Genomic DNA, 18642 nt, shown 5'->3' on the forward strand with positions numbered 1-18642 from the left:
CCGGGGACCGATCGTTTTTCACGGCCCCGCCCGTCACCGCCCCCATGCACAATGTAGACGCCGCAGGCCTGGGAATCGGTGACGACTATCCACCCCGGATCATGGGCGTCCTCAACGTGAGTCAGGAATCGCCGTACAAACCCAGTGTCTTCGACGACGCGAGCGAGGCTGCCGCCTACGTCGAGGACATGATCAGCGAGGGGGCCGACATCATCGACGTCGGCCTCGAATCGGCCAACAAACGCCTAGACGTTCTCTCGGCCGAGGAGGAGCGTGATCGCCTCGATACGGCGATCGAAACGATCGAGGCCGTCAGCGGCGAGGCCGTCTTCTCCATCGAAACCCGGTACAGCGAGGTCGCCGACGAGGCACTCACCCGCGGGTTCGACATGGTCAACGACATCTGTGGCTTCGCCGATCCCGAGATGCCGGTCGTCTGTGAGACCCACGACGCCGCCGTCGTGAAGATGGCCAGCCCGCCCGACCTCGAACGCCCAGGTGCCGTCAGGGAAACAGACTGGGCACAGCGCTGCGATGAGGGATGGGGTGCCGACGCCGATTACGTCGATCAGGTCCACGAGGCACTCACACAGCACGGCTTCACGGAGAAGACGATCGTCGATCCAGCTTTCGGCGGCTGGAGTGACCGCCAGACGATCGAAGACGACCGCGAGACGTTCCGACGCCTCCGTGAGTTTCGAGACCTGGGCCGACCGATGCTGGTCTCGATCAATCGGAAGAACTTCCTCCGGGAGATCGCGGGCCGATCGACCGAGGAGGCGTTGCCGGTCAGCCTCGCGGCGACGGCGATGGCCGTCGAACGTGGCGCTCACATCATCCGTACCCACGATGTGGCAGAGACGCGCGATGCAGCGCTCGTCGGCCACGAACTGGGCGACAGCGCCGAGGCACGATAATGGACTTTTCGACGTGGGAGCCGGTCTACGAGGCGATCCTCGCGGACTTTGGGTACGATCGGGCGGCCGACGAGCGCGTACGGGACCTGCTTTCCTCGCTGTACCAGGCGACAGACGCCGAACCGTACGAACCCGAAGCTGCTGCCTTCGCGGGCCAGACGGTCGCCATTGCTGGGGCAGGCCCGTCGCTTTCGGCGGAACGCAAAGCGGTTCGAAGGGCAGATGCTATCGTCGCTGCCTCGACGGCCGCCGATCGACTGATTGAGGCCCAAACGAGCCCGGATGTCGTCGTGACGGACTTAGACAAGCATCCCGAGACAGTACGAGAGCTGACGAACTCGGGTACCCCAGTTGTCGTCCACGCCCACGGCGACAACACCGCCGCCATCAGAGAGGCCGTTCCCACGTTCGATTGTGAGTGGGTGCTACCGACAACCCAGGCCGAGCCGGTGGGTCCGGTCCGGAATTTCGGCGGGTTTACCGACGGCGATCGGGCAGCCTTTCTCGCCGACGCGCTCGGAGCCGACCGGCTTGTCTTTCCCGGGTGGGACTTCGACGACGAGACGGTCGATGCCGAAAAAGGGCGAAAACTCACCTGGGCCGAGCGGTTGCTGTACTGGCTCGAAGACCGTCGCGACGAGCACTTCGCCGTACTCGATGGGCGGCGAAACGCTATCGATACCAAAGCCCTACCACCGTAGTACTCTGGGCGAGGGCAGAACGCTACCGCTGGACCACATAGCCCACAGCAACGCCGAGAGTCCCGACGACGAACGGATACGCAAACCCGAACGCGGCCGATTCGACCAGATCGGGTTCGAGGAGGAGCGTCCCCAGACTCCACCCGACAGACAGCTCCACGACGAAGGACCCGGCGACAGCAAGTGGGAGATAGCCGATCGCCACTGCGACACCGAGGAGCGCGATTGTGACGTACTCGACGTCAGCTGTGATCGCCCGGTAGCCGAGCACTGCCCCAACAGCGACGAGCGCGACGAAGGGGATAGCAAAGTACACGAACGTGGGGACCGCCGTGCTTCCCTGTTCGAGAATGACGTTAAACCGCACCGTTTCCTGAAGGTTCGCCGACGTTATCGTTTCGATCCCGTCGACGAACTGGGCGTTGTAGAATATCACACCGATCCCCCGAAGCCGTTCACCGGTCGAACCAGCCCCCAACGACGCTGGGCCCAGATAGAACAGCAGGGCCATCAACCCGTAGCCGACCAGCCACGCGACGGCCCCAGCGACAACACCTGGGAGCAATGGCACGTCCCGTAGATCAGCCAGCCAATCGTCGGCGAGCAGATCGGCACCCCGACCGGTGGAATCGTTTCGCGACACACCAACAACTCACCGAAGACCGGGAAAAAACCTCCGGCCGTCAGTCCTCGCCAGGTTCGAAGTCCAGGGCCGCCGAGTTGATACAGTAGCGTTTGCCAGTCGGATCCGGGCCGTCCTCGAAGACGTGGCCCAGATGCCCGCCACACGCACCACAGAGCACTTCGGTTCGTTCCATCCCGTGACGGGTGTCCAGTTCCGTTTCGACGTTGCCGTCCTCGAGGACGTCGGTGAAACTCGGCCAGCCGTGACCGGAGTCGAACTGCGAATCGGTGTCGAACAGGGCCGTGCCACAACCGGCACACCGGAAGACGCCGTCGTCGTCGACGTCAAGGTACTCGCCGGTAAACTTCGGTTCGGTGCCGCGTTCCCGAAGGATGTGATACTCCTCTTCGGTCAACATCTCTTGCCACTCCTCGTCGGACGCCGGAACGTCACTCGATGCAGTCGTCGATTCGTCCATACTCGTACCTGGGCCTCCGTCGGTAAATGTCCACGGACCTGGCGGAAACCCACCGCATTGGAACCGGCTGAGAAGGGCCAATACAGGCGTGACCAACCGCTGAGACGCCGGCTCTGGGTCGACCGCTGTAGCGTCCCGGTGCGATAGTGACACCCGTGACGCCCCGAGGAACCTACAGCTGCCGGCGGAGCGTCGCCGCCGTTTCCGGCCCCACTCCAGTGACATCGCGCAGTTCGTGCTCCGAGGCGTCACGGATGCCGGCGACGCTGCCAAACCGTCCCAAAAGACGCGTCCGAAGTTCGGGGCCGACGCCTGGAACGTCGTCGAGTGCCGTCGACGCGTCGTCACGAAGCGTCTCGTGGTACTGTACCGCAAACCGGTGGGCCTCGTCACGGACGCGCTGGAGGAGGCGCAACTGCGGCGCATCGGTGTCCCATTCGTAGGTTCGCTCGGGCGTGATCAGACGCTCCTCGGCTTTCGCCAGGGCGACGGCGGGGACGTCCCATCCTGCAGCCTCGATCGCCTCGCGGGCCACAGCCAGTTGTCCCGCGCCGCCATCGATCAACAGGAGGTCGGGGTCCGGCCGGTCGTCGCGGCCATCGACGGCTCGCTTGGCTCGCCAGGTGAGCAGCTGCGCCATCGCCGCGTAATCGTCGTTGCCCTCGCCGAGGTTCCGACGGCGATAGTCGGGTTTCTCGGGTGCGCCGTCGAGAAAGCAGACGTCGCTGCCGACCACGCCCGACCCACCGGTGTGGCTCACGTCGAAGCCTTCGATTCGCTCGGCCGCGTCCAACCCAAGGGCCTCGGCGAGGGCTGTCGTCCCGTCCCGTTTGCCAATGTTCCGTCTGGCGTTTTTCAGTGCGAGGTCGACGAGCGTTGCCTCCCGGCCCGCCCCAGGAACGGTCACCTCGACGCCGGCCTCGGCTAGCCACGCAGTGACCTCTTGGTCTGTGAGTCGGTCCGAAAGGAGCAGGCGATCGGGCAAGGCACGTTCGGCGTAATACTGGGGAACGAACGCCGCCAGGACGTCCCCGCCGCGGCTGTCGGCTGGCGTCTCGACCTCGTGGCGCTCGCGATCGAGCAAGGACCCGTCGACGCTGTGCAAGCGGGCAACTACCGCCGACTCGCCTTCGAGGGAGACGGCGAGGACATCCGTCTTCACTCCCGTCTCACCTTCGACGACCCCACCGCCGCACTCGTGGAACGACTCGACGACCGACAGGCGATCCCGGAGATTCGCCGCCCGTTCGAAGGCCGCGGTCTCGGCTGCCCGATCCATCTCTTCGCGGATCGGCTCGGACAGCACACCCGTCTCCCCCCGGAAAAAACGGCGGACGGCATCGACGTCTGCACGGTAGGCTGCCATCTCGATTTCGCCCGTACAGGGAGCCGAACAGAGGCCGATATCGTAATCGAGACAGGGCCGATCCCGCCCGGCGTACTTGTGATCCGAACAGCCCCGCAGCCCGTAGGTCTCCCGGATCGCCTTGAGGACAGTTTCGAGCTGTCCCTTGTCGGTGAACGGGCCAAAGACGTCCGCGCCTGCAGCCGGATCGCGCGTGATCTCGATGCGCGGCGCTCGGTGGTCGGTCAACTGCACCAGCGGATAGGACTTATCGTCGCGCAGCCGGACGTTGTACCGGGGCTGATGGCGCTTGATCAGGTTCGCCTCCAAGAGCAGCGCCTGGGTCTCGGTGTCGGTGACGACGATATCGATATCCACGGCGCGTGCGACCATCTGCCGGATACGCTGACTCCGGGGGCCGCTCGGCGTGGCGCTGGGGTCGGACGCTGAGGAGCCGTCGCCACCTCGCTGGTCGGCGTACGACCGGACGCGATCCCGAAGGTCGACGGCTTTCCCGACGTAGAGAACGGTCCCGTCGGCTGCCTCGAACTGGTAGACGCCGGGCTTGGAGGGAAAATCGGCGGCCAGATCACCCACTGCGTCGGCGTCCATGTACCGGCAGTTGTCGCTTGAGCGTGTTGAACGTAGCGTCTGCGGTCGTGTGACCGCCTTGTTTCCCACCCCCACAGCGGCAGACCGAGAACGGTCCGCTCACTCGAAGGGGTTCAAAGAGCCACCGAGGAGCCCAGACGAGCGCTCGGCTGGTACGCCCTCGGGCAAGACTGCCGCCCGGACGCGTTCGACAGCGTCCCCGGCGTCCTCGGGGACGGCCACGTGAATGTCGTCGTCGCCGGCAACTTCGATGACGAGGTGGCGTTCCCGCGTCCAGGCGTACACACCGAGGGGCACGATCGCGAAGACGAGCAACAGCGCGCCAAACAGGCGCATGTAGTAATCGAGCTGGCCGATCAGCGAGATCATGCCTTCGACCATGCCCAGGACGTTTCCGATACCGAGTTCTTGGGTGCCGCCCCCGCTGAGGGAGACGCCGCCCATGAGGGCACTGAAGTCGACGACCAGACCGATCGAGAGCAACAGGACACCGTACAGTCCAGCACGGACGCCCATCGCGAGGAAGTTCGATTCGGCCGTCGTCGAGAGCGCCGCCCCGGAGACGTTCGGCCGCTTGACCTCCCGGAAGTTCTTGCCGTCCAGTTGTGGCGTAAACGCCAGCACGCGGTGACTGGTCACAACCACGGCCGCGTCGCCGAGATCGACCCGTCGCTCGACGTCCTCGCCATCGTAAAGCAGGTCCTCGACTCGATCACTCCAGGCGTCCATCGGGTTGACGTACGCGGCCGGATCTCAAGAAGCCTCGGGCCGATCGATCCCAGCGTCGAAGCAACCACGCGTCGGAGGATACAACCGGGTGCGACGCCAACGGCTCTGTATGACCGAGGAGGTACGGTGCTGGCTGGTCGAGCGGGACTTCTACGACGAGGACCTCGTGACGCTCGTCTATGCCACGCCCGACGGAAGCCGCCACGTCACCCAGCAGCGCTCGACGGCACTCCTGATGAAGGAGTCGGTCACCGCCGCGATCGACGTCGAACGCGATCGACTAACAGCCGTCACCGAAGACGAGCGCGAGCGCTACGCCAGAGAAGCCAAGCGCATGGCTAGCTCACACGATCCCGACGACGACGTGTAGTGTGTCGGTCCCGGAGGGGGCCACAGATAGCTCAAAGACGCGTTTGACCGTTCGTGAGGTTTTGGGGAATGCCGATCGAGGCTGTGGATATGTCCTCGAATTGGTCCCACCGATCGCCTGGCGGGGCGATGGGAAGCTCGCCCCGACAGGTACTGTGTGGCATCGCTTTTTGGTGTGCGATTGGGCTCCCGCTCGGGTACGTGCCGTTGTTGGCGCTTGGGGAAGTTTCTGTGGGCCAGGCCAGTGCGATGATCGCGCTCAATATCGCGTGTCTGGTGGTCGGCCACCGGCACGAGCCTGACGGACGCGTGTGGTCGCAGTCGTGGGATCGACTCGTCGCCGGGGTGAGTGGGCAATGAGCACGACCGCCGAGACAACGGCCGAAACCAAACGCCGACGCTTCCAGGAGTATCTTCGCGAGCGGACCGCCGACGGTGAGTGCTACTGTAAGAGCAAATTCGTCGCCGAAGACCTCGACCTCTCGACGCGTGAGATCGGGCAACTGTTCGCCGACCTTCGCGAGAATGCAAGCGACTTGGACGTCGAACGCTGGGCGTACTCGAACGCGACGACCTGGCGGGTCAGCCAGGCGTGATTGGGTCTAGATGAGCGGGGAGTCGTGTGCCAATCGACAAGAGACGGCAGCTGCATCGATCCACACTGGACTGCAGCCGGTGAAATCGAGCGCGTAGTTATAACATATGTGGGGGAGTACCGACGATCGCTATGGCAGCCATCGAAACGAGCGGATTACGCAAGCGATACGGTGAGGAGATCCTCGCACTCGACGGCATCGACCTCCGCGTCGAAGAAGGCGAAATCTTCGGCTTTCTGGGCCCAAACGGCGCGGGCAAATCCACGACGATCAATATCCTGCTCGATTTCGTCCGCCCGAGTGAGGGGTCGGCGACGGTACTCGGCATGGATGCACAGGCCGACTCTCAGGCGATTCGCCGACGAACGGGCGTCCTTCCGGAAGGCTATCAGGTGTACGACCGCCTGACTGGCCGCCAACACATCCAGTTCGTGATCGACTCGAAAAACGCCACGGCAGACCCCGACACATTGCTAGAACGGGTCGGCATCCCGAGGCCGGAACCCGGAAAGCTGGAGGCTACTCGAAAGGGATGAAACAGCGACTCACGCTGGCGATGGCGCTGGTCGGCGACCCCGACCTGTTGATCCTCGATGAGCCCTCGACGGGACTGGATCCCGCAGGCGCACGCGAGATCCGCGAAATCGTCCGCGAAGAAGCCGATCGTGGCGCGACGGTCTTTTTCTCCAGTCACATCCTCGAACAGGTCGAGGCCGTCTGTGACCGGGTCGGGATCCTCCGGGGAGGCCAACTCGTCGCCGTCGACTCCATCGAAGGACTTCGAGAGGCGGCCGGCGATGGCGCGACGCTGCGGGTCGAACTCACGGCGGTCACCGACGACGCCATCGCAGTCGTCGAAGGCGTCGAGGGCGTCACGGACGTGACGCGGCGCGATGGGGGGGTGACTGTCTCGGTCGGGGACGGGTCGAAGACGGCCGTCCTGTCGGCCCTGGAGGACGCCGGCCACGAGGTGACCGACTTCCGGACCGAGGAGACATCGCTCGAGGAAATATTCATGAGCTACACGGAGGGGTCGCGATGAGTACACTCGCCGTCGCCAAGAAGGACTTCCGAGATGCACTGCGCTCGCGCGCACTCTGGGGCTTGTCGGCACTGTTCGTCCTCCTCTCGGTGTTGATCGCCTACGCGTTCGGAGAGTTTACCACGGAGATGGGGGTCGAAGAACAGACCGCCGAAGGCCTGGCGTACTTCCTGGCCAGCCAGATCGGGCTGTTCGTCTCGGTCACAGCCATCGTCATCGCGTACAAGGCCATCGCGGGCGAGCGCGAGAGTGGCTCGATCAAGATTCTCCTGTCGCTGCCTCACACGCGAAGGGATGTCTTGGCAGGGAAGGTACTCGGCCGGGGGCCACGCTGGCCGTCCCCACGCTCGTCGGACTCGCCGCCGGCGGGGCACTCGGGAGCGTGCTGATGGGCGAGTTCGCCGCCCCGGCGTTCGCGGCACTACTGGTCACGTCGTTGTTGTTTGTGATGACGTACATCAGCGTCGTCGTCGGCCTCTCCGCGTTGACGGGCTCGACCTCCCGCGCGTCGATGCTGACGATCGGCTTTTTCGTCGTCTTCGAATTCATGTGGGGAGCCGTCAGCTACGGTGTCGTGTGGCTGACGAACGGGTTCGCGCTACCGCCCCTCAGCGAGTTCCCGAATTGGGTCTTCCTCGTCAATCAGGTTCCGCCGAGCGCGGCGTTCACGACCGGATTGACGGCATTCATCCCGGGCGATATCTCGGGTGTGGCTGGCCCCGATTTCGAGGCGTTCTACGCGACGCCGTGGGTTGGCATCGTCATGCTCGTCTTCTGGCTGGTGGTGCCGCTTGCGATCGGCTACTGGCGGTTCTCGAACGCAGATCTCTGAGGGCAGCGGGGGCGACAGTACGTAAGACAAGGATTATGCCAGCCGCCCCGGAACCGGGGGCATGGTCGCTATCGACCTCGATGGCGTCACCAAGACCTACGGTGGCGTCACTGCCCTCCAAGGAGTCGACTTGACCGTCGAATCAGGCGAGGTGTTTGGCTTTCTGGGCCCGAACGGGGCCGGCAAGTCCACAACGATCGACATCCTGCTCGATCACGCCCGCCCGACGACCGGTCACGTAACGGTTCTTGGGATGGATGCACAGACAGAAACCGTCGCCGTCCGGGAACGGATCGGCGTGTTGCCCGAGCGGTTCGGACCACTCGGCGAAATGACCGGCCGCCAACAGCTCGAATTCGCCATCGAAGCGAAGAGTGCCGAGGATGATCCGGATGCGATCATGGAGCGGGTGGGAATCGCCCACGCCGCCGATCGGCCAACCAAAGGCTACTCGAAGGGGATGACCCAGCGGCTGATGCTCGGGATGGCGCTGGTCGACGATCCCGACCTGTTGATCCTCGACGAGCCGACGACCGGACTGGACCCAAACGGCGCACGACAGTTGCGCCAGATCGTCCACGAAGAAGCCGACAGGGGAGCGACGGTGTTTTTCTCCAGTCACATCCTCGAACAGGTCGAGGCCGTCTGTGATCGGGTCGGCATTCTCGATCAAGGGAATCTCGTGGCTGTCGACTCAATCGATGGCCTTCGGGACGCGGCCGGCACCACGGGAGAGATGACCCTGGAACTCGATTCGGTGCCCGACAATTTGGACGCCGAGATCGAACGGATCGAAGGCGTCGCATCCGTCCGTCGCGAAGACGGCAGTGTCACGGTCGGCTGTGAAAATCCCGCGAAGGGGGCCATCGTCCGGGCCTGCCAGGACGCCGGTGCGACCGTCGAGAACATCGAGACCAGCGAAGCGAGCTTAGAGGATCTGTTCGCCGCCTACACAGGGGGTGCCTGAGATGGGGTGGCTCCAGCTCGCCCGGAAGGACTTCACCGATGCACGGCGAGAGCGCCAGCTGTATTACCTGCTGGGGCTGCTCGGAGTGGTCGGGCTCGCCATCGGCTACTTCATCGGCGAAACGCCCGATATAGCATCGGAGGGAACGACGGCGTTCGGACTGCTCAGCGTGTTCGGATTTTTGGCCCCGATCGTGGCGCTGACGATCAGCCAGGCGGACGTGGTCGGCAAGCGCACGACCGGAGAGCTCTCCGTGCTGTTGACTCTCCCGTTCTCACGGCGGTCGATCGTCGCCGGGAGTTACGCCGGGCGGATGGCTGTGATGACGGTCGTCCTGCTGCCGGCGTTCGTCTTTGCCCCACTCGTGGCAGCGTTCCGGGGCGTCCCGATCGACCCAGTTGTCCTGGCAGGCTCGTTCCTGGTGATCTGGGGACTGTCGCTGATCTTTACCGCGATCGCACTCGGAATCTCGACGTTCACGAAGTCGACGACGGTCTCTGCCGGCGGGTCGTTCGGTATCTTCCTGTTGTTCGTCATGAATCTGTGGGTGGCCATCCCGACGGGGATTCGATTCGTGCTCAACGGCCTCTCGCTACCCACGGGGCCACAGCCGGAGTGGGTCTCGATATTCGGACAACTGTCGCCGTTTGCGGGCCTGCGCAATCTCGCACACCCGGTACTGCCTGATCTCGTCGCCGGGTTCCCGCTAGCGCCAGGGCGCATCGGCGAGAGCCTGCCGTGGTATCAAGAGCCGGTCTTTGCCGGGATCGTCGTCCTCGCGTGGATCGTCTTGCCACTGGCGATCGGCTACTACCGCTTCCAGACGACCGACCTCTAATCCGATCGCATCGGTAGTATTTTGCTCGAACGCTCGAAGGGACCAGCCATGGATCCACGAGTGCGCGAACACGCCGAAACGATCGTCGATCACTCGGTCGACATCCACGAGGACGACGAAGTTATCATCCGGGGACACCCGGTTGCCGAAGACCTGCTGGTTGCGATCGCGGAGTTGTGTGGCCGGCGCGGGGCGAACATCTCGGCCCGGGCGGTCAGCCCCCGCGTGGACCGTGCCTATCGCAAGGCGATCGACACCGAGAACATCAGCCAATCTGAGGTGGCCTATGCGGCCACACAACAAGCAGACGTGGTAATCGGAATTCGGGCCGACGCCAACACATTCGAAACGAGCGACGTCGACCCGGAGAAAGCCAGTGCGGTCGCGTCGGCCAACAAGGAGATCCAAGAGCTCGTGATGGACAAACGCTGGGTCAGCACACAGTACCCGGCCCCGGCCAACGCCCAGGACGCAGAGATGAGTACCGCCGCCTACGAGGCGTTCGTCTGGGGGGCGATCAACAAGGACTGGGACGCCGTGCGAGACTTTCAACACCAGCTGGTCGAGATTCTCGACCCGGCCTCGGAGGTCCACATCGTCTCCGGAGACACGACCGACATTACCATGTCCATCGAGGGGAATCCGACAAGGAACGATTACGGAGAGAAAAATCTCCCGGGTGGAGAGGTGTTTACGGCGCCACTGCCGGCCAGCGTCGACGGCGAGGTACTGTTCGACAAACCGCTGATGGCCCAGGGTCGTGAGGTCCAAGACGTGTACCTCCGATTCGAAAACGGAGAAGTCATCGAGCATGCTGCCGAGAAAAACGAGGACGTCCTGACGGCCGTCCTGAACACCGACGACGGCGCACGTCGCGTGGGCGAGCTCGGTATCGGGATGAACCGCGACATCGATCAGTTCACCTACAACATGCTATTCGACGAAAAGATGGGCGATACGGTCCATCTGGCCCTAGGTCGAGCCTACGAAGAGACCGTTAGCGACGACAACGAACGCAACGACAGCGCGATGCACATGGACATGATCGTCGATATGAGCGAAGCGTCCTACATCGAGGTCGACGGTGAGCGGATCCAAGAAGACGGGACGTTTGTCTTCGAAGACGGATTCGACAATTAAGCGGTCACGCCACGATCGGCCAGTAGCGACTCGAACGCCGACTCGTCGAGAATCGGGACGTCGTTTTCTTGGGCATCCGTACGCTTGCGCTGACCGGGATTCTCGCCGGCCACGAGATAATCGGTGTTCCCCGAAACACTACTCGTCGCTGACCCGCCGTGGGCCTCGACGAGTGCTTGGGCTTCACTGCGAGTGAAGCCCGACAGCGATCCCGTGAACACGAACGTCAACCCGTCGAGTGCGTCGCCACCCTCGACCTCGTAGGGCTGTGGCTCGACGTGCTCGAGCAGGCGCTCGATGGCGTCGTGGTTGCGCTCGCTCTCGAAAAAGTCACGGACGTCTTCGGCGACCCGCGGTCCGATGTCTTCGACGGCCTGTAACTGCTCGCGATCGGCGTCCATCATGGCGTCGAACGTGCCGAACTCCCGAGCGAGGGCAGTCGCCGTCGCGCTACCGACCGAGGGAATGTTCAGCGCCGCGAGGAAGTCATCGAGGGGTGGCTCCCGACTCGCCTCGAGTTCCTCCTGGAGGTTGGCGACCGACTGCATCCCCCACCCCTCCAGCGAGGTCAAATCGAGTTGCCCGAGTTCGTAGAGGTCGGCCAACTCTTCGACCAGGCCGGCATCCAGGAGTTGCTGGATGCGTTCTTCGCCAAGCCCCTCGATGTCCAGGCCGTCGCGACTGGCGTAGTGAACGATTGCCCGTTCCAATTGCGCTGGGCAGGCCAGCCCGCCGGTACAAAAGGCCAGCGGGCCGTCGCGTTCGACCGGGCTGTCACAGACAGGACAGGTAGCCGGGAAGTCGAATGTCCCGTCGCTGTTCGATTCGACGACCTCCGCGACTTCCGGGATCACGTCGCCGGCCCGCTGGACGCGTACTTCGTCGCCGACGGCGACGCCCAGGCGTTCGATCTCGGCGGGGTTGTGCAGCGAGGCCCGCGAGACCATCACGCCGCCGACCTCGACAGGATCCATCAGCGCGACGGGCGTCAACCGGCCAGTCCGACCGACCTGAACGACGACATCTCGGATCGTCGTCCGCTCGGTCCGGGCCGGGAACTTGTAGGCAAAGGCCCAGCGGGGCGCACGGGCGGTCGAGCCGAGTGCGCCGCAGGCTTCGCGGTCGTTCAATTTGAGCACGACGCCATCGATCTCGAATGGGAGGGCATCGCGCTCGGCGAGCAATCGGTCGCGATAATCGATCGCCCCCTCGATCGAGTCGGCGCGTTCGGCGAGATCGGTGACGCGGAGCCCCCATTCTGGGAGGCGTTCGTAGACCTCACTGTTGGTCCCGAAGTCCACGCTCGCGTCCAGCACGCCGAAGAAGAAAATCGAGAGGGGTCGTTCGGCCGTGATCGACGGATCGAGTTGCCGGAGCGTGCCCGCGGCGGCGTTGCGCGGGTTGGCGAACGGATCGTCACCACGTTCGATTCGCTCGCGGTTGTGCGCCTGGAAGGCCTCGGTCGGCATGAGGACTTCACCACGTACCGCCAGAAAGTCGGGGTAGTCACCCCGCAGTCGTCCCGGCACGCTCGGGATCGTCCGGACGTTCTCGGTGACGTCCTCGCCGACCTCGCCGTCCCCGCGGGTGGCCGCCCGCTGGTAGACGCCGTCCTCGTAGACGATCTCCACCGAGAGGCCGTCGAATTTGGGCTCACAGAAGTAGGCCCGCACGTGGGGGTCGAAGCCAGCGTCGTCGAGTCGGCGGGCAACGCGGTCGTCGAATTCCCGGACGTCCGCGACTTCGCCGCCCTGGTCGATCGACTGCATGGGCGCGACGTGTTCGAGGGAGTCGAGTTCGTCCAGTGGCTGCCCACCGACGCGCCGGGTGGGACTGTCCTCGCGATCGAGGTCGAAGTGCTCTTCGAGGTCCTGCAGGCGAGCAAAGAGGGCGTCGTAGATTCGATCACCGATCACGGGATCGTTCTGTACGTAGTAGCGGTGGTCGTGATAGCGGATCGCCTCGCGCAACTGCTGGGCCTGTTTTCGGGCACCGTCAGCGTCGAGTGCCGCGACGGGCGAAAAGTCCGTCGGTGGATCCGCAAGGTACGGATTGGCTTCCGGGGCGTTGGCTGTCATTACTCTGCTGTCGCGGCCGCTCCCTCTTTGAAGATTCGATGGGGAGTCCGAAACCCCAACAGAGCCTAAAACGAGTCCGGGCGAGCAGTTAGGGTTTGACCAGGATCTTTACTTGGTCGCTGTCGGGATCGAGGAGTGGTTCGAATCCGTCTTCACTGATGTCTGCGAGATCGATTCGATCGGTGATGAGAGGGTCGGGGTCGAGTTGCCCGTCCTCGAGCATGTCGATGACCATGCCGAACTCTTCGCCGGAGCGTGGGCCGCCCTGGTAGGCGATCGAGCCGACGATCGAGCGCTCGGGGATCACGAGGTCGTTGGGCTGGGTTTCGAGAGCCTCTTCGAAGATGCTCACTTCTGCGACACGCCCACCGGGTCGCGTGCTGTTGATCGCCTGGTTGTACGTCGCTTCGACACCGGCTACGTCGAACGCGATATCGACACCCTCGCCGGTCTCTGCACGGATCGCTTCGAGTGGGTCTTGCTCGGTCGGATCGATCAGTACGTCGGCGCCGGACGCATCAGCACGTGCACGTCGCTCGTCGCGCGGTTCCGAGACGATGATCGGACCGGCACCGGCCGCCCGCAACGCCTGAATCTGACAGAGCCCGATCGGACCGCTCCCGAAGACAGCAACCGAGTCGCCGGCCGAGACGTCGGCGACTCTGGCTGCGTGCAATGCGACCGAGAGGGGTTCGACGAGTGCACCGTGTTCGACCGGGATCTCACCCAGTGAGACGGTTCGTTCGGCGTCGACGACGACGTTCTCGGCGAACCCGCCGTTGGCCGCCAGACCGGTGAACCCGAGCGCTTCACACTGGTGGTACTGACCGGCCTCACAACGCGGGCAGGACCCACAGTAGATGATCGGATTCGCGGTGACGGCATCGCCCTCCGAGAAGTCGGTGACGTCAGCACCGACCTCCGAGACGATCCCACTGAACTCGTGGCCCATCGTGAGCGGCGCCGTGGCACCCGAGACCGGGTGCGGGGCGTCCCCCGGAACGAAGATCGGTCCGGCAGTATATTCGTGGAGGTCCGACCCACAGATGCCACACGCTTCGATGTCGATCCGAACCTGCTCGGGACCGACCGAATCAGGTTCGATGTCTTCGACACGGATGTCTTCCTGACCGTAATATCTGGCTGCGTCCATACACGCCGGGCTACCACGCAGACGGGGATAACCCGTCGATCAGTTCCCACGGGACGAAAACCCAGTCGCATTTTAATACGACACCAGAACGGGGCTGGAGCCCGAGCGTGTGAAACATCGATCGGTCGGGTGATTCTGGTGGAAGAAACCTGTTGAATAGCCACTCAAAGGATCCGTGTGCCGAGATACGAAGGCCAGACCGAGCGTCCAAGCCAGTCGGCGGTGACAACCCAATCCGGACAGCGGGATTGGGTCGTTCAGAAATCGGCCACGTCTTCGATCGCGTCAGTGAGCGCTTTGATACTCTCGAGGTCGTGTTCGCCCATGTGCCCGATACGGAAGGTCTTCTCGCCCAATTGGGAGCCATACCCATTCGAGAACACCATGTCGTACTGCTCTGAGACTTCCTCGATCGTCCCGGCGACGTCGATGCCCTGCGTGTTCTCGATACAGGTGACCGTCTGGGAGCGATACCCCTCCTCGGCGAACAGATCGAAGTGCTCGGTGGCCCAGTCGTGAACGTACTCGGTCATCTCGCGATGGCGCTGGTCGCGCGCGTGATGTCCCTCTTCGAGCATGTACTTCATCTGCTTGCGGTAGGCAAGCATAATCGGAATCGAAGGCGTCGAATGGGTCTGGCCCTTCCGGTCGTAGTAGTCCAGACAGCGCTGGAAGCCACCGTACCACGAGGCCTGGTCGGATTCGAGTTCCCGCTCGTAGGCATCGTCGCTGACGACACAGACCGCCAGGCCAGGCGGCATCGCGAAGGCCTTCTGGGTCGAGGTGAAGATCACGTCGATGTTGTGCTCGTCGATGTCGACGTAATCGCCACCCAGCGAACTCACGGCGTCGACGACGAAGTACGTATCCTCGTAGTCGGCAACCACGTCACCGATCTCCTCGATCGGATTGCGGACACCCGTCGAGGACTCGTTCATGACGCTGGCGACGACGTCGTACTCGTTGTCACTCGCTTCGATGGCCTCGCGGATGTCCTCGGGCTTGATCGCCTCGCCCCAGTCGTACTCTAAGCGGTCGACGTCCTTGCCCAGTCGCTCTGCGACGTTGGCGTGGCGCTCGCTGAAACTCCCGCAGGTCGGCACGAGGATCTTCTCCTCGACCAGATTCAGCGTCGATGCCTCCCAGAACTCGGTCCCGGAGCCCGTCAGGATAATGACCTCGTTGTCGGTGTCGAGGAACTCCTTCGTATCCTCGACGATCGTGGTGTAGAGGTCGGTCATCCGGTCCATCCGGTGGCCAAACATCGGCTGGGCCATCTCACTGAGAACGTCCTCGCGAACTTCGGTCGGGCCGGGGATGTACAACGTCTTTTCGGGGTAGTCGTCGGTATACTCGCGTTTCTCGGTCACGGAACTCACCTTGGTAGGCTAACGCTCACGGTCGGCCGGCATGGTAGTTTTGATCCGACATCGAGTGCCGATAGGCGGATTTAAAGGCCCACTCACGGGAACGAGGCCAACAGGAGACACAGAGTTCAGGACGATAACCGGACGCCGCTGTCGGTATCACGACCGACGGTTTGCTCACCCCCGACTTCTCCCGGGGTCTACGAATGCAGTGATCGCAACCGACCCTGCCCAAATTTGCCGTAACTCGTAGTTATACCAGTCCAGAGGTATATGCATACGAAACATGAGCGAACACGAGCCACCGCACTTCGGGACGCGGTGTCTGCACGCCGGCCAGACGCCCGATCCCGAGACCGGCGCGGTCGCGCCGCCGATCTATCAGACGACCTCCTATGCCTTCGAGGACGCCGACCGCGCGGCCGACCTCTACGCCTTAGCGGCCGAAGGCAACATCTACAGTCGCTTCGACAACCCGACCGTCCGAACGCTCGAACGCCGACTGGCCTCACTGGAAGGTGGGACAGGGGCCGTCGCGACGGCCTCGGGGATGGCCGCCCTGGACGCGACGACGACTGTACTGGCGAGCGCGGGCGAGAATATCGTCTCTGCTTCCTCGATCTACGGCGGCACTCACTCCTATCTGACGACGACCGCCCGAGAGCGGGCCATTGAAGCGAGGTTCGTCGACACGCTGGATTATGAGGCCTACGCTGAGGCCATCGACGACGAGACGGCCTACGTCCACCTCGAAACGATCGGTAACCCCTCGCTGATCACGCCGGACATCGAGCGCGTCGCCGAGATCGCCCACGAGCACGGCGCGCCGCTCGTCGTGGACAATACCTTCGCAACACCGTATCTCTGCAATCCGATCGAGCATGGCGTCGACGTGGTCTGGGAATCGACGACGAAGTGGCTCCACGGCTCGGGCACCACCGTCGGCGGCGTCGTCGTCGACGGCGGGAGCTTCCCCTGGGCGGAGTATCCCGAGCAGTATCCCGCGCTGGGCGACAGTGCGGCGGAACTCGACGGCGACAGCTACGTCGATCGATTCGGCGACCGTGCTTTCGCGGTGGCGACCCGCCAGCGGGCGGTCCGGAACGTCGGCGACGGCCAGAACCCATTCGACGCCTGGACGACCCTGCAAGGGACCGAAACCCTGGCCGTCCGGATGGAACGCCACTGCGAGAACGCCATGACCGTCGCCGAGTTCCTGGCCGACCACCCCGAGGTGGCGTGGGTGTCCTACCCCGGTCTGGAGAGTCACGAAACCCACGACAACGCGAGCGAGTATCTCGATGGGGGTGAGGCGAGCAGTGCGAGCCGATCCTCAGGTGACGGTACGTCAGCCGGCGGCTACGGCGGCATGGTCACCTTCGGCCTCTCGGGGGCTACGAGGCGGGCCAACGACTCTGTGAGGACACTGATCTCGCACAGTTCCTCGCAAACGTCGGCGACGCCAAGACCCTGGTCATCCACCCGGCCTCGACGACCCACGCGAAACTGACCCCGAGGAACAACGCGCAAGCGGCGTCGCGCCGGACATGGTTCGCCTGTCGGTCGGGATCGAAGACGCCAGAGACATCATTGGGGACCTGCAAGCGGGGATAGAGACAGCCACATGACGGTCACCGCCGAACGCGAGACGATCTCAGTAGGTGAGTTCGAGTTCGAGTGTGGCGAGTCCATTCCCGAACTCGAAATCGCCTACGAGGCCTACGGCGAGTTCGAGGGCGACAACGCAATACTGGTCTGTCACGCCCTGACCGGCTCAGCCCACGTCGCCGCCCATCCCGATGCGGACGACACCACCAGCGGACAGGCCCGTGCCTGGTGGGACGACATCGTGGGTCCAGGCAAGGCCATCGACACCACCGAGTACTACGTCGTCTGTGCGAACGTCCCCGGATCGTGTTACGGGACGACCGGGCCGGCGAGTACGAATCCCGAAACCGGCGAGCCCTACGGGACGGAGTTCCCGCCCGTGACAGTCACCGATTGGACCGACGCCCAGCGCCAGCTTCTGGACGAGCTGGGTATCCCACACCTGCACGCCGTCGTCGGCGGCAGCGTCGGGGGCATGAACGTCCTCGAATGGGCCAAGCGCCACCCAGATCACGTCGACCGGATCGTCTCGATCGCCACGTCGGCCCGCCTGGACGCCCAGAGCCTTGCCTTACACGGGATCAAACGCCGGGCGATCACGAGCGACCCGGCCTGGGACAACGGTGAGTACTACGACGACGAGCACCCCAACCCGACTGATGGGATGGCCCTCGCTCGGCAGATCGGCCACGTCATGTACCTCTCGAAGGCCTCGATGGACCGGAAGTTCGGCCGCCGGTCGGCCGGTCGTGAGGCCCACCGGACGTTCCCCGAAGAGCCCGCCGCCTCGTTTTTCCCCTACCGGGACGTCGAGTCGTACCTGGATTACCAAGCCGAGAAGTTCGTCGGGCGCTTCGATCCGAACGCGTTCCTGGCGATGACCCGTGCCACGGAAAATTTCGACCTCGCCGCGGGCTTTGAATCCGATGCCGACGCGCTGGCGGCCTTCGACGGCCAGGCACTGGTCGTGTCTTTTACCTCGGACTGGCACTTTACGGTCGCCCAATCGGAATCGCTGGCCGACGCGCTTCGGGAGACCGATACTGCCGTTGCCCACCACGTGATCGACTCGGATCACGGTCACGACGCCTTCCTCGTCGAACCCGAAAACGTCGGGCCGCCGCTCGGGGATTTCCTGACCGACGGGGTCGACGGGTCGGCCGTCACTGACACGGCCGAGACAGACGAGTCGGTTCCCGAAAGCGACTTTGCACCGGTCCATACGAGCCTCTTTTCGCCGTAAGT

General features: G+C 63.8%; 16 protein-coding genes and 3 pseudogenes. 12 read left to right on the forward strand and 7 right to left on the reverse strand.

Translation table 11 applies throughout. From position 1 onward, the window contains the following. Positions 1–44: 44 nt before the first annotated feature. Together folP and Hrd1104_RS08275 are read left to right on the forward strand one after the other, a co-directional pair. Positions 45–887 (forward strand): annotated as a pseudogene (gene folP / locus Hrd1104_RS08270) (dihydropteroate synthase); the annotation flags it as partial. 29 nt (positions 888–916) lie between these two features. After that, on the forward strand, positions 917–1618 hold the full coding sequence (locus Hrd1104_RS08275) for a 6-hydroxymethylpterin diphosphokinase MptE-like protein (protein ID WP_154552315.1): 702 nt from the start codon (positions 917–919) through the stop codon (positions 1616–1618). Positions 1619–1640: 22 nt separating this feature from the next. Here the strand turns inward: Hrd1104_RS08275 and Hrd1104_RS08280 are convergent, their stop codons facing one another. From Hrd1104_RS08280 to Hrd1104_RS08295, 4 genes are all read right to left on the reverse strand, one after another. After that, positions 1641–2261 (reverse strand): hypothetical protein, encoded by a 621-nt coding sequence (locus Hrd1104_RS08280; RefSeq protein ID WP_154552316.1) that lies wholly within the window; start codon positions 2259–2261, stop codon positions 1641–1643. Positions 2262–2301: 40 nt separating this feature from the next. Beyond that, the gene (msrB, locus tag Hrd1104_RS08285; protein WP_154552317.1) at positions 2302–2721 is read right to left on the reverse strand and encodes a peptide-methionine (R)-S-oxide reductase MsrB; all 420 of its coding nucleotides are present in this window, start codon (positions 2719–2721) and stop codon (positions 2302–2304) included. Positions 2722–2893: 172 nt separating this feature from the next. Next, a complete protein-coding gene (locus Hrd1104_RS08290; protein WP_154552318.1) occupies positions 2894–4678 on the reverse strand; it encodes an excinuclease ABC subunit C in 1785 nt (594 codons plus the stop codon). A gap of 99 nt (positions 4679–4777) precedes the next feature. After that, on the reverse strand, positions 4778–5407 hold the full coding sequence (locus Hrd1104_RS08295; protein WP_154552319.1) for a hypothetical protein: 630 nt from the start codon (positions 5405–5407) through the stop codon (positions 4778–4780). A gap of 109 nt (positions 5408–5516) precedes the next feature. On the opposite strand from Hrd1104_RS08295, the gene Hrd1104_RS08300 reads away from it, so the two are divergent. The 8 genes and pseudogenes from Hrd1104_RS08300 to Hrd1104_RS08335 all read left to right on the forward strand — a co-directional run bounded on the left by Hrd1104_RS08300 (position 5517) and on the right by Hrd1104_RS08335 (position 11191). Then, positions 5517–5777, forward strand: a complete 261-nt coding sequence (locus Hrd1104_RS08300) for a hypothetical protein (protein ID WP_154552320.1) — start codon at positions 5517–5519, stop codon at positions 5775–5777. 355 nt (positions 5778–6132) lie between these two features. Next, positions 6133–6372 (forward strand): hypothetical protein, encoded by a 240-nt coding sequence (locus tag Hrd1104_RS08305; RefSeq protein ID WP_154552321.1) that lies wholly within the window; start codon positions 6133–6135, stop codon positions 6370–6372. Between the two features lie 131 nt (positions 6373–6503). Further along, a pseudogene (locus Hrd1104_RS08310) lies at positions 6504–7414 on the forward strand (ATP-binding cassette domain-containing protein). After that, complete coding sequence (locus tag Hrd1104_RS13465) at positions 7411–7803, forward strand: ABC transporter permease (protein WP_154552322.1); 393 nt, start codon at positions 7411–7413, stop codon at positions 7801–7803. The pseudogene Hrd1104_RS08310 and the gene Hrd1104_RS13465 overlap by 4 nt, the downstream one beginning before the upstream one ends. Next, the gene (locus tag Hrd1104_RS13470) at positions 7797–8246 is read left to right on the forward strand and encodes an ABC transporter permease subunit (protein WP_370454774.1); all 450 of its coding nucleotides are present in this window, start codon (positions 7797–7799) and stop codon (positions 8244–8246) included. Before Hrd1104_RS13465 ends, Hrd1104_RS13470 begins: the two co-directional genes overlap by 7 nt. Positions 8247–8307: 61 nt before the next feature. Beyond that, positions 8308–9213, forward strand: coding sequence for an ABC transporter ATP-binding protein (locus Hrd1104_RS08325; RefSeq protein ID WP_154552324.1), 906 nt, complete (start codon positions 8308–8310; stop codon positions 9211–9213). Position 9214: 1 nt separating this feature from the next. Beyond that, positions 9215–10051 carry an ABC transporter permease gene (locus Hrd1104_RS08330; protein ID WP_154552325.1) on the forward strand — a complete coding sequence of 279 codons (837 nt, stop codon included), beginning with the start codon at positions 9215–9217 and terminating at the stop codon, positions 10049–10051. A gap of 48 nt (positions 10052–10099) precedes the next feature. Further along, the gene (locus tag Hrd1104_RS08335) at positions 10100–11191 is read left to right on the forward strand and encodes an aminopeptidase (protein ID WP_154552326.1); all 1092 of its coding nucleotides are present in this window, start codon (positions 10100–10102) and stop codon (positions 11189–11191) included. On the opposite strand, the gene ligA is transcribed toward Hrd1104_RS08335, so the two are convergent. From ligA to Hrd1104_RS08350, 3 genes are all read right to left on the reverse strand, one after another. Continuing rightward, a complete protein-coding gene (ligA, locus tag Hrd1104_RS08340) occupies positions 11188–13269 on the reverse strand; it encodes an NAD-dependent DNA ligase LigA (protein ID WP_154552327.1) in 2082 nt (693 codons plus the stop codon). The two genes, Hrd1104_RS08335 and ligA, sit on opposite strands and share 4 nt — an antisense overlap. 88 nt (positions 13270–13357) lie before the next feature. After that, positions 13358–14422, reverse strand: a complete 1065-nt coding sequence (locus Hrd1104_RS08345) for a 2,3-butanediol dehydrogenase (protein WP_154552328.1) — start codon at positions 14420–14422, stop codon at positions 13358–13360. A gap of 257 nt (positions 14423–14679) precedes the next feature. Continuing rightward, positions 14680–15792 (reverse strand): alanine--glyoxylate aminotransferase family protein, encoded by a 1113-nt coding sequence (locus Hrd1104_RS08350; protein ID WP_154553222.1) that lies wholly within the window; start codon positions 15790–15792, stop codon positions 14680–14682. Positions 15793–16075: 283 nt separating this feature from the next. Between Hrd1104_RS08350 and Hrd1104_RS08355 the strand changes: the two are divergent. Both Hrd1104_RS08355 and Hrd1104_RS08360 read left to right on the forward strand, forming a co-directional pair. Next, positions 16076–17417 (forward strand): annotated as a pseudogene (locus tag Hrd1104_RS08355) (O-acetylhomoserine aminocarboxypropyltransferase/cysteine synthase family protein). Continuing rightward, the gene (locus tag Hrd1104_RS08360) at positions 17414–18640 is read left to right on the forward strand and encodes a homoserine O-acetyltransferase (RefSeq protein ID WP_154552329.1); all 1227 of its coding nucleotides are present in this window, start codon (positions 17414–17416) and stop codon (positions 18638–18640) included. Before Hrd1104_RS08355 ends, Hrd1104_RS08360 begins: the two are co-directional and overlap by 4 nt. The last annotated feature ends 2 nt before the right edge of the window (positions 18641–18642 follow it).

It is taken from the genome of Halorhabdus sp. CBA1104 (assembly GCF_009690625.1).
In the GTDB taxonomy this organism is placed as follows: domain Archaea; phylum Halobacteriota; class Halobacteria; order Halobacteriales; family Haloarculaceae; genus Halorhabdus.

Coding starts and splice junctions, on each gene's coding strand:
- Hrd1104_RS08275 (WP_154552315.1), top strand. CDS start 917: ATGGACTTTTCGACGTGGGAGCCGGTCTACGAGGCGATCCTCGCGGAC.
- msrB (WP_154552317.1), bottom strand. CDS start 2,721: ATGGACGAATCGACGACTGCATCGAGTGACGTTCCGGCGTCCGACGAG.
- Hrd1104_RS08290 (WP_154552318.1), bottom strand. CDS start 4,678: ATGGACGCCGACGCAGTGGGTGATCTGGCCGCCGATTTTCCCTCCAAG.
- Hrd1104_RS08295 (WP_154552319.1), bottom strand. CDS start 5,407: ATGGACGCCTGGAGTGATCGAGTCGAGGACCTGCTTTACGATGGCGAG.
- Hrd1104_RS08300 (WP_154552320.1), top strand. CDS start 5,517: ATGACCGAGGAGGTACGGTGCTGGCTGGTCGAGCGGGACTTCTACGAC.
- Hrd1104_RS08305 (WP_154552321.1), top strand. CDS start 6,133: ATGAGCACGACCGCCGAGACAACGGCCGAAACCAAACGCCGACGCTTC.
- Hrd1104_RS13465 (WP_154552322.1), top strand. CDS start 7,411: ATGAGTACACTCGCCGTCGCCAAGAAGGACTTCCGAGATGCACTGCGC.
- Hrd1104_RS08325 (WP_154552324.1), top strand. CDS start 8,308: ATGGTCGCTATCGACCTCGATGGCGTCACCAAGACCTACGGTGGCGTC.
- Hrd1104_RS08330 (WP_154552325.1), top strand. CDS start 9,215: ATGGGGTGGCTCCAGCTCGCCCGGAAGGACTTCACCGATGCACGGCGA.
- Hrd1104_RS08335 (WP_154552326.1), top strand. CDS start 10,100: ATGGATCCACGAGTGCGCGAACACGCCGAAACGATCGTCGATCACTCG.
- ligA (WP_154552327.1), bottom strand. CDS start 13,269: ATGACAGCCAACGCCCCGGAAGCCAATCCGTACCTTGCGGATCCACCG.
- Hrd1104_RS08345 (WP_154552328.1), bottom strand. CDS start 14,422: ATGGACGCAGCCAGATATTACGGTCAGGAAGACATCCGTGTCGAAGAC.
- Hrd1104_RS08360 (WP_154552329.1), top strand. CDS start 17,414: ATGACGGTCACCGCCGAACGCGAGACGATCTCAGTAGGTGAGTTCGAG.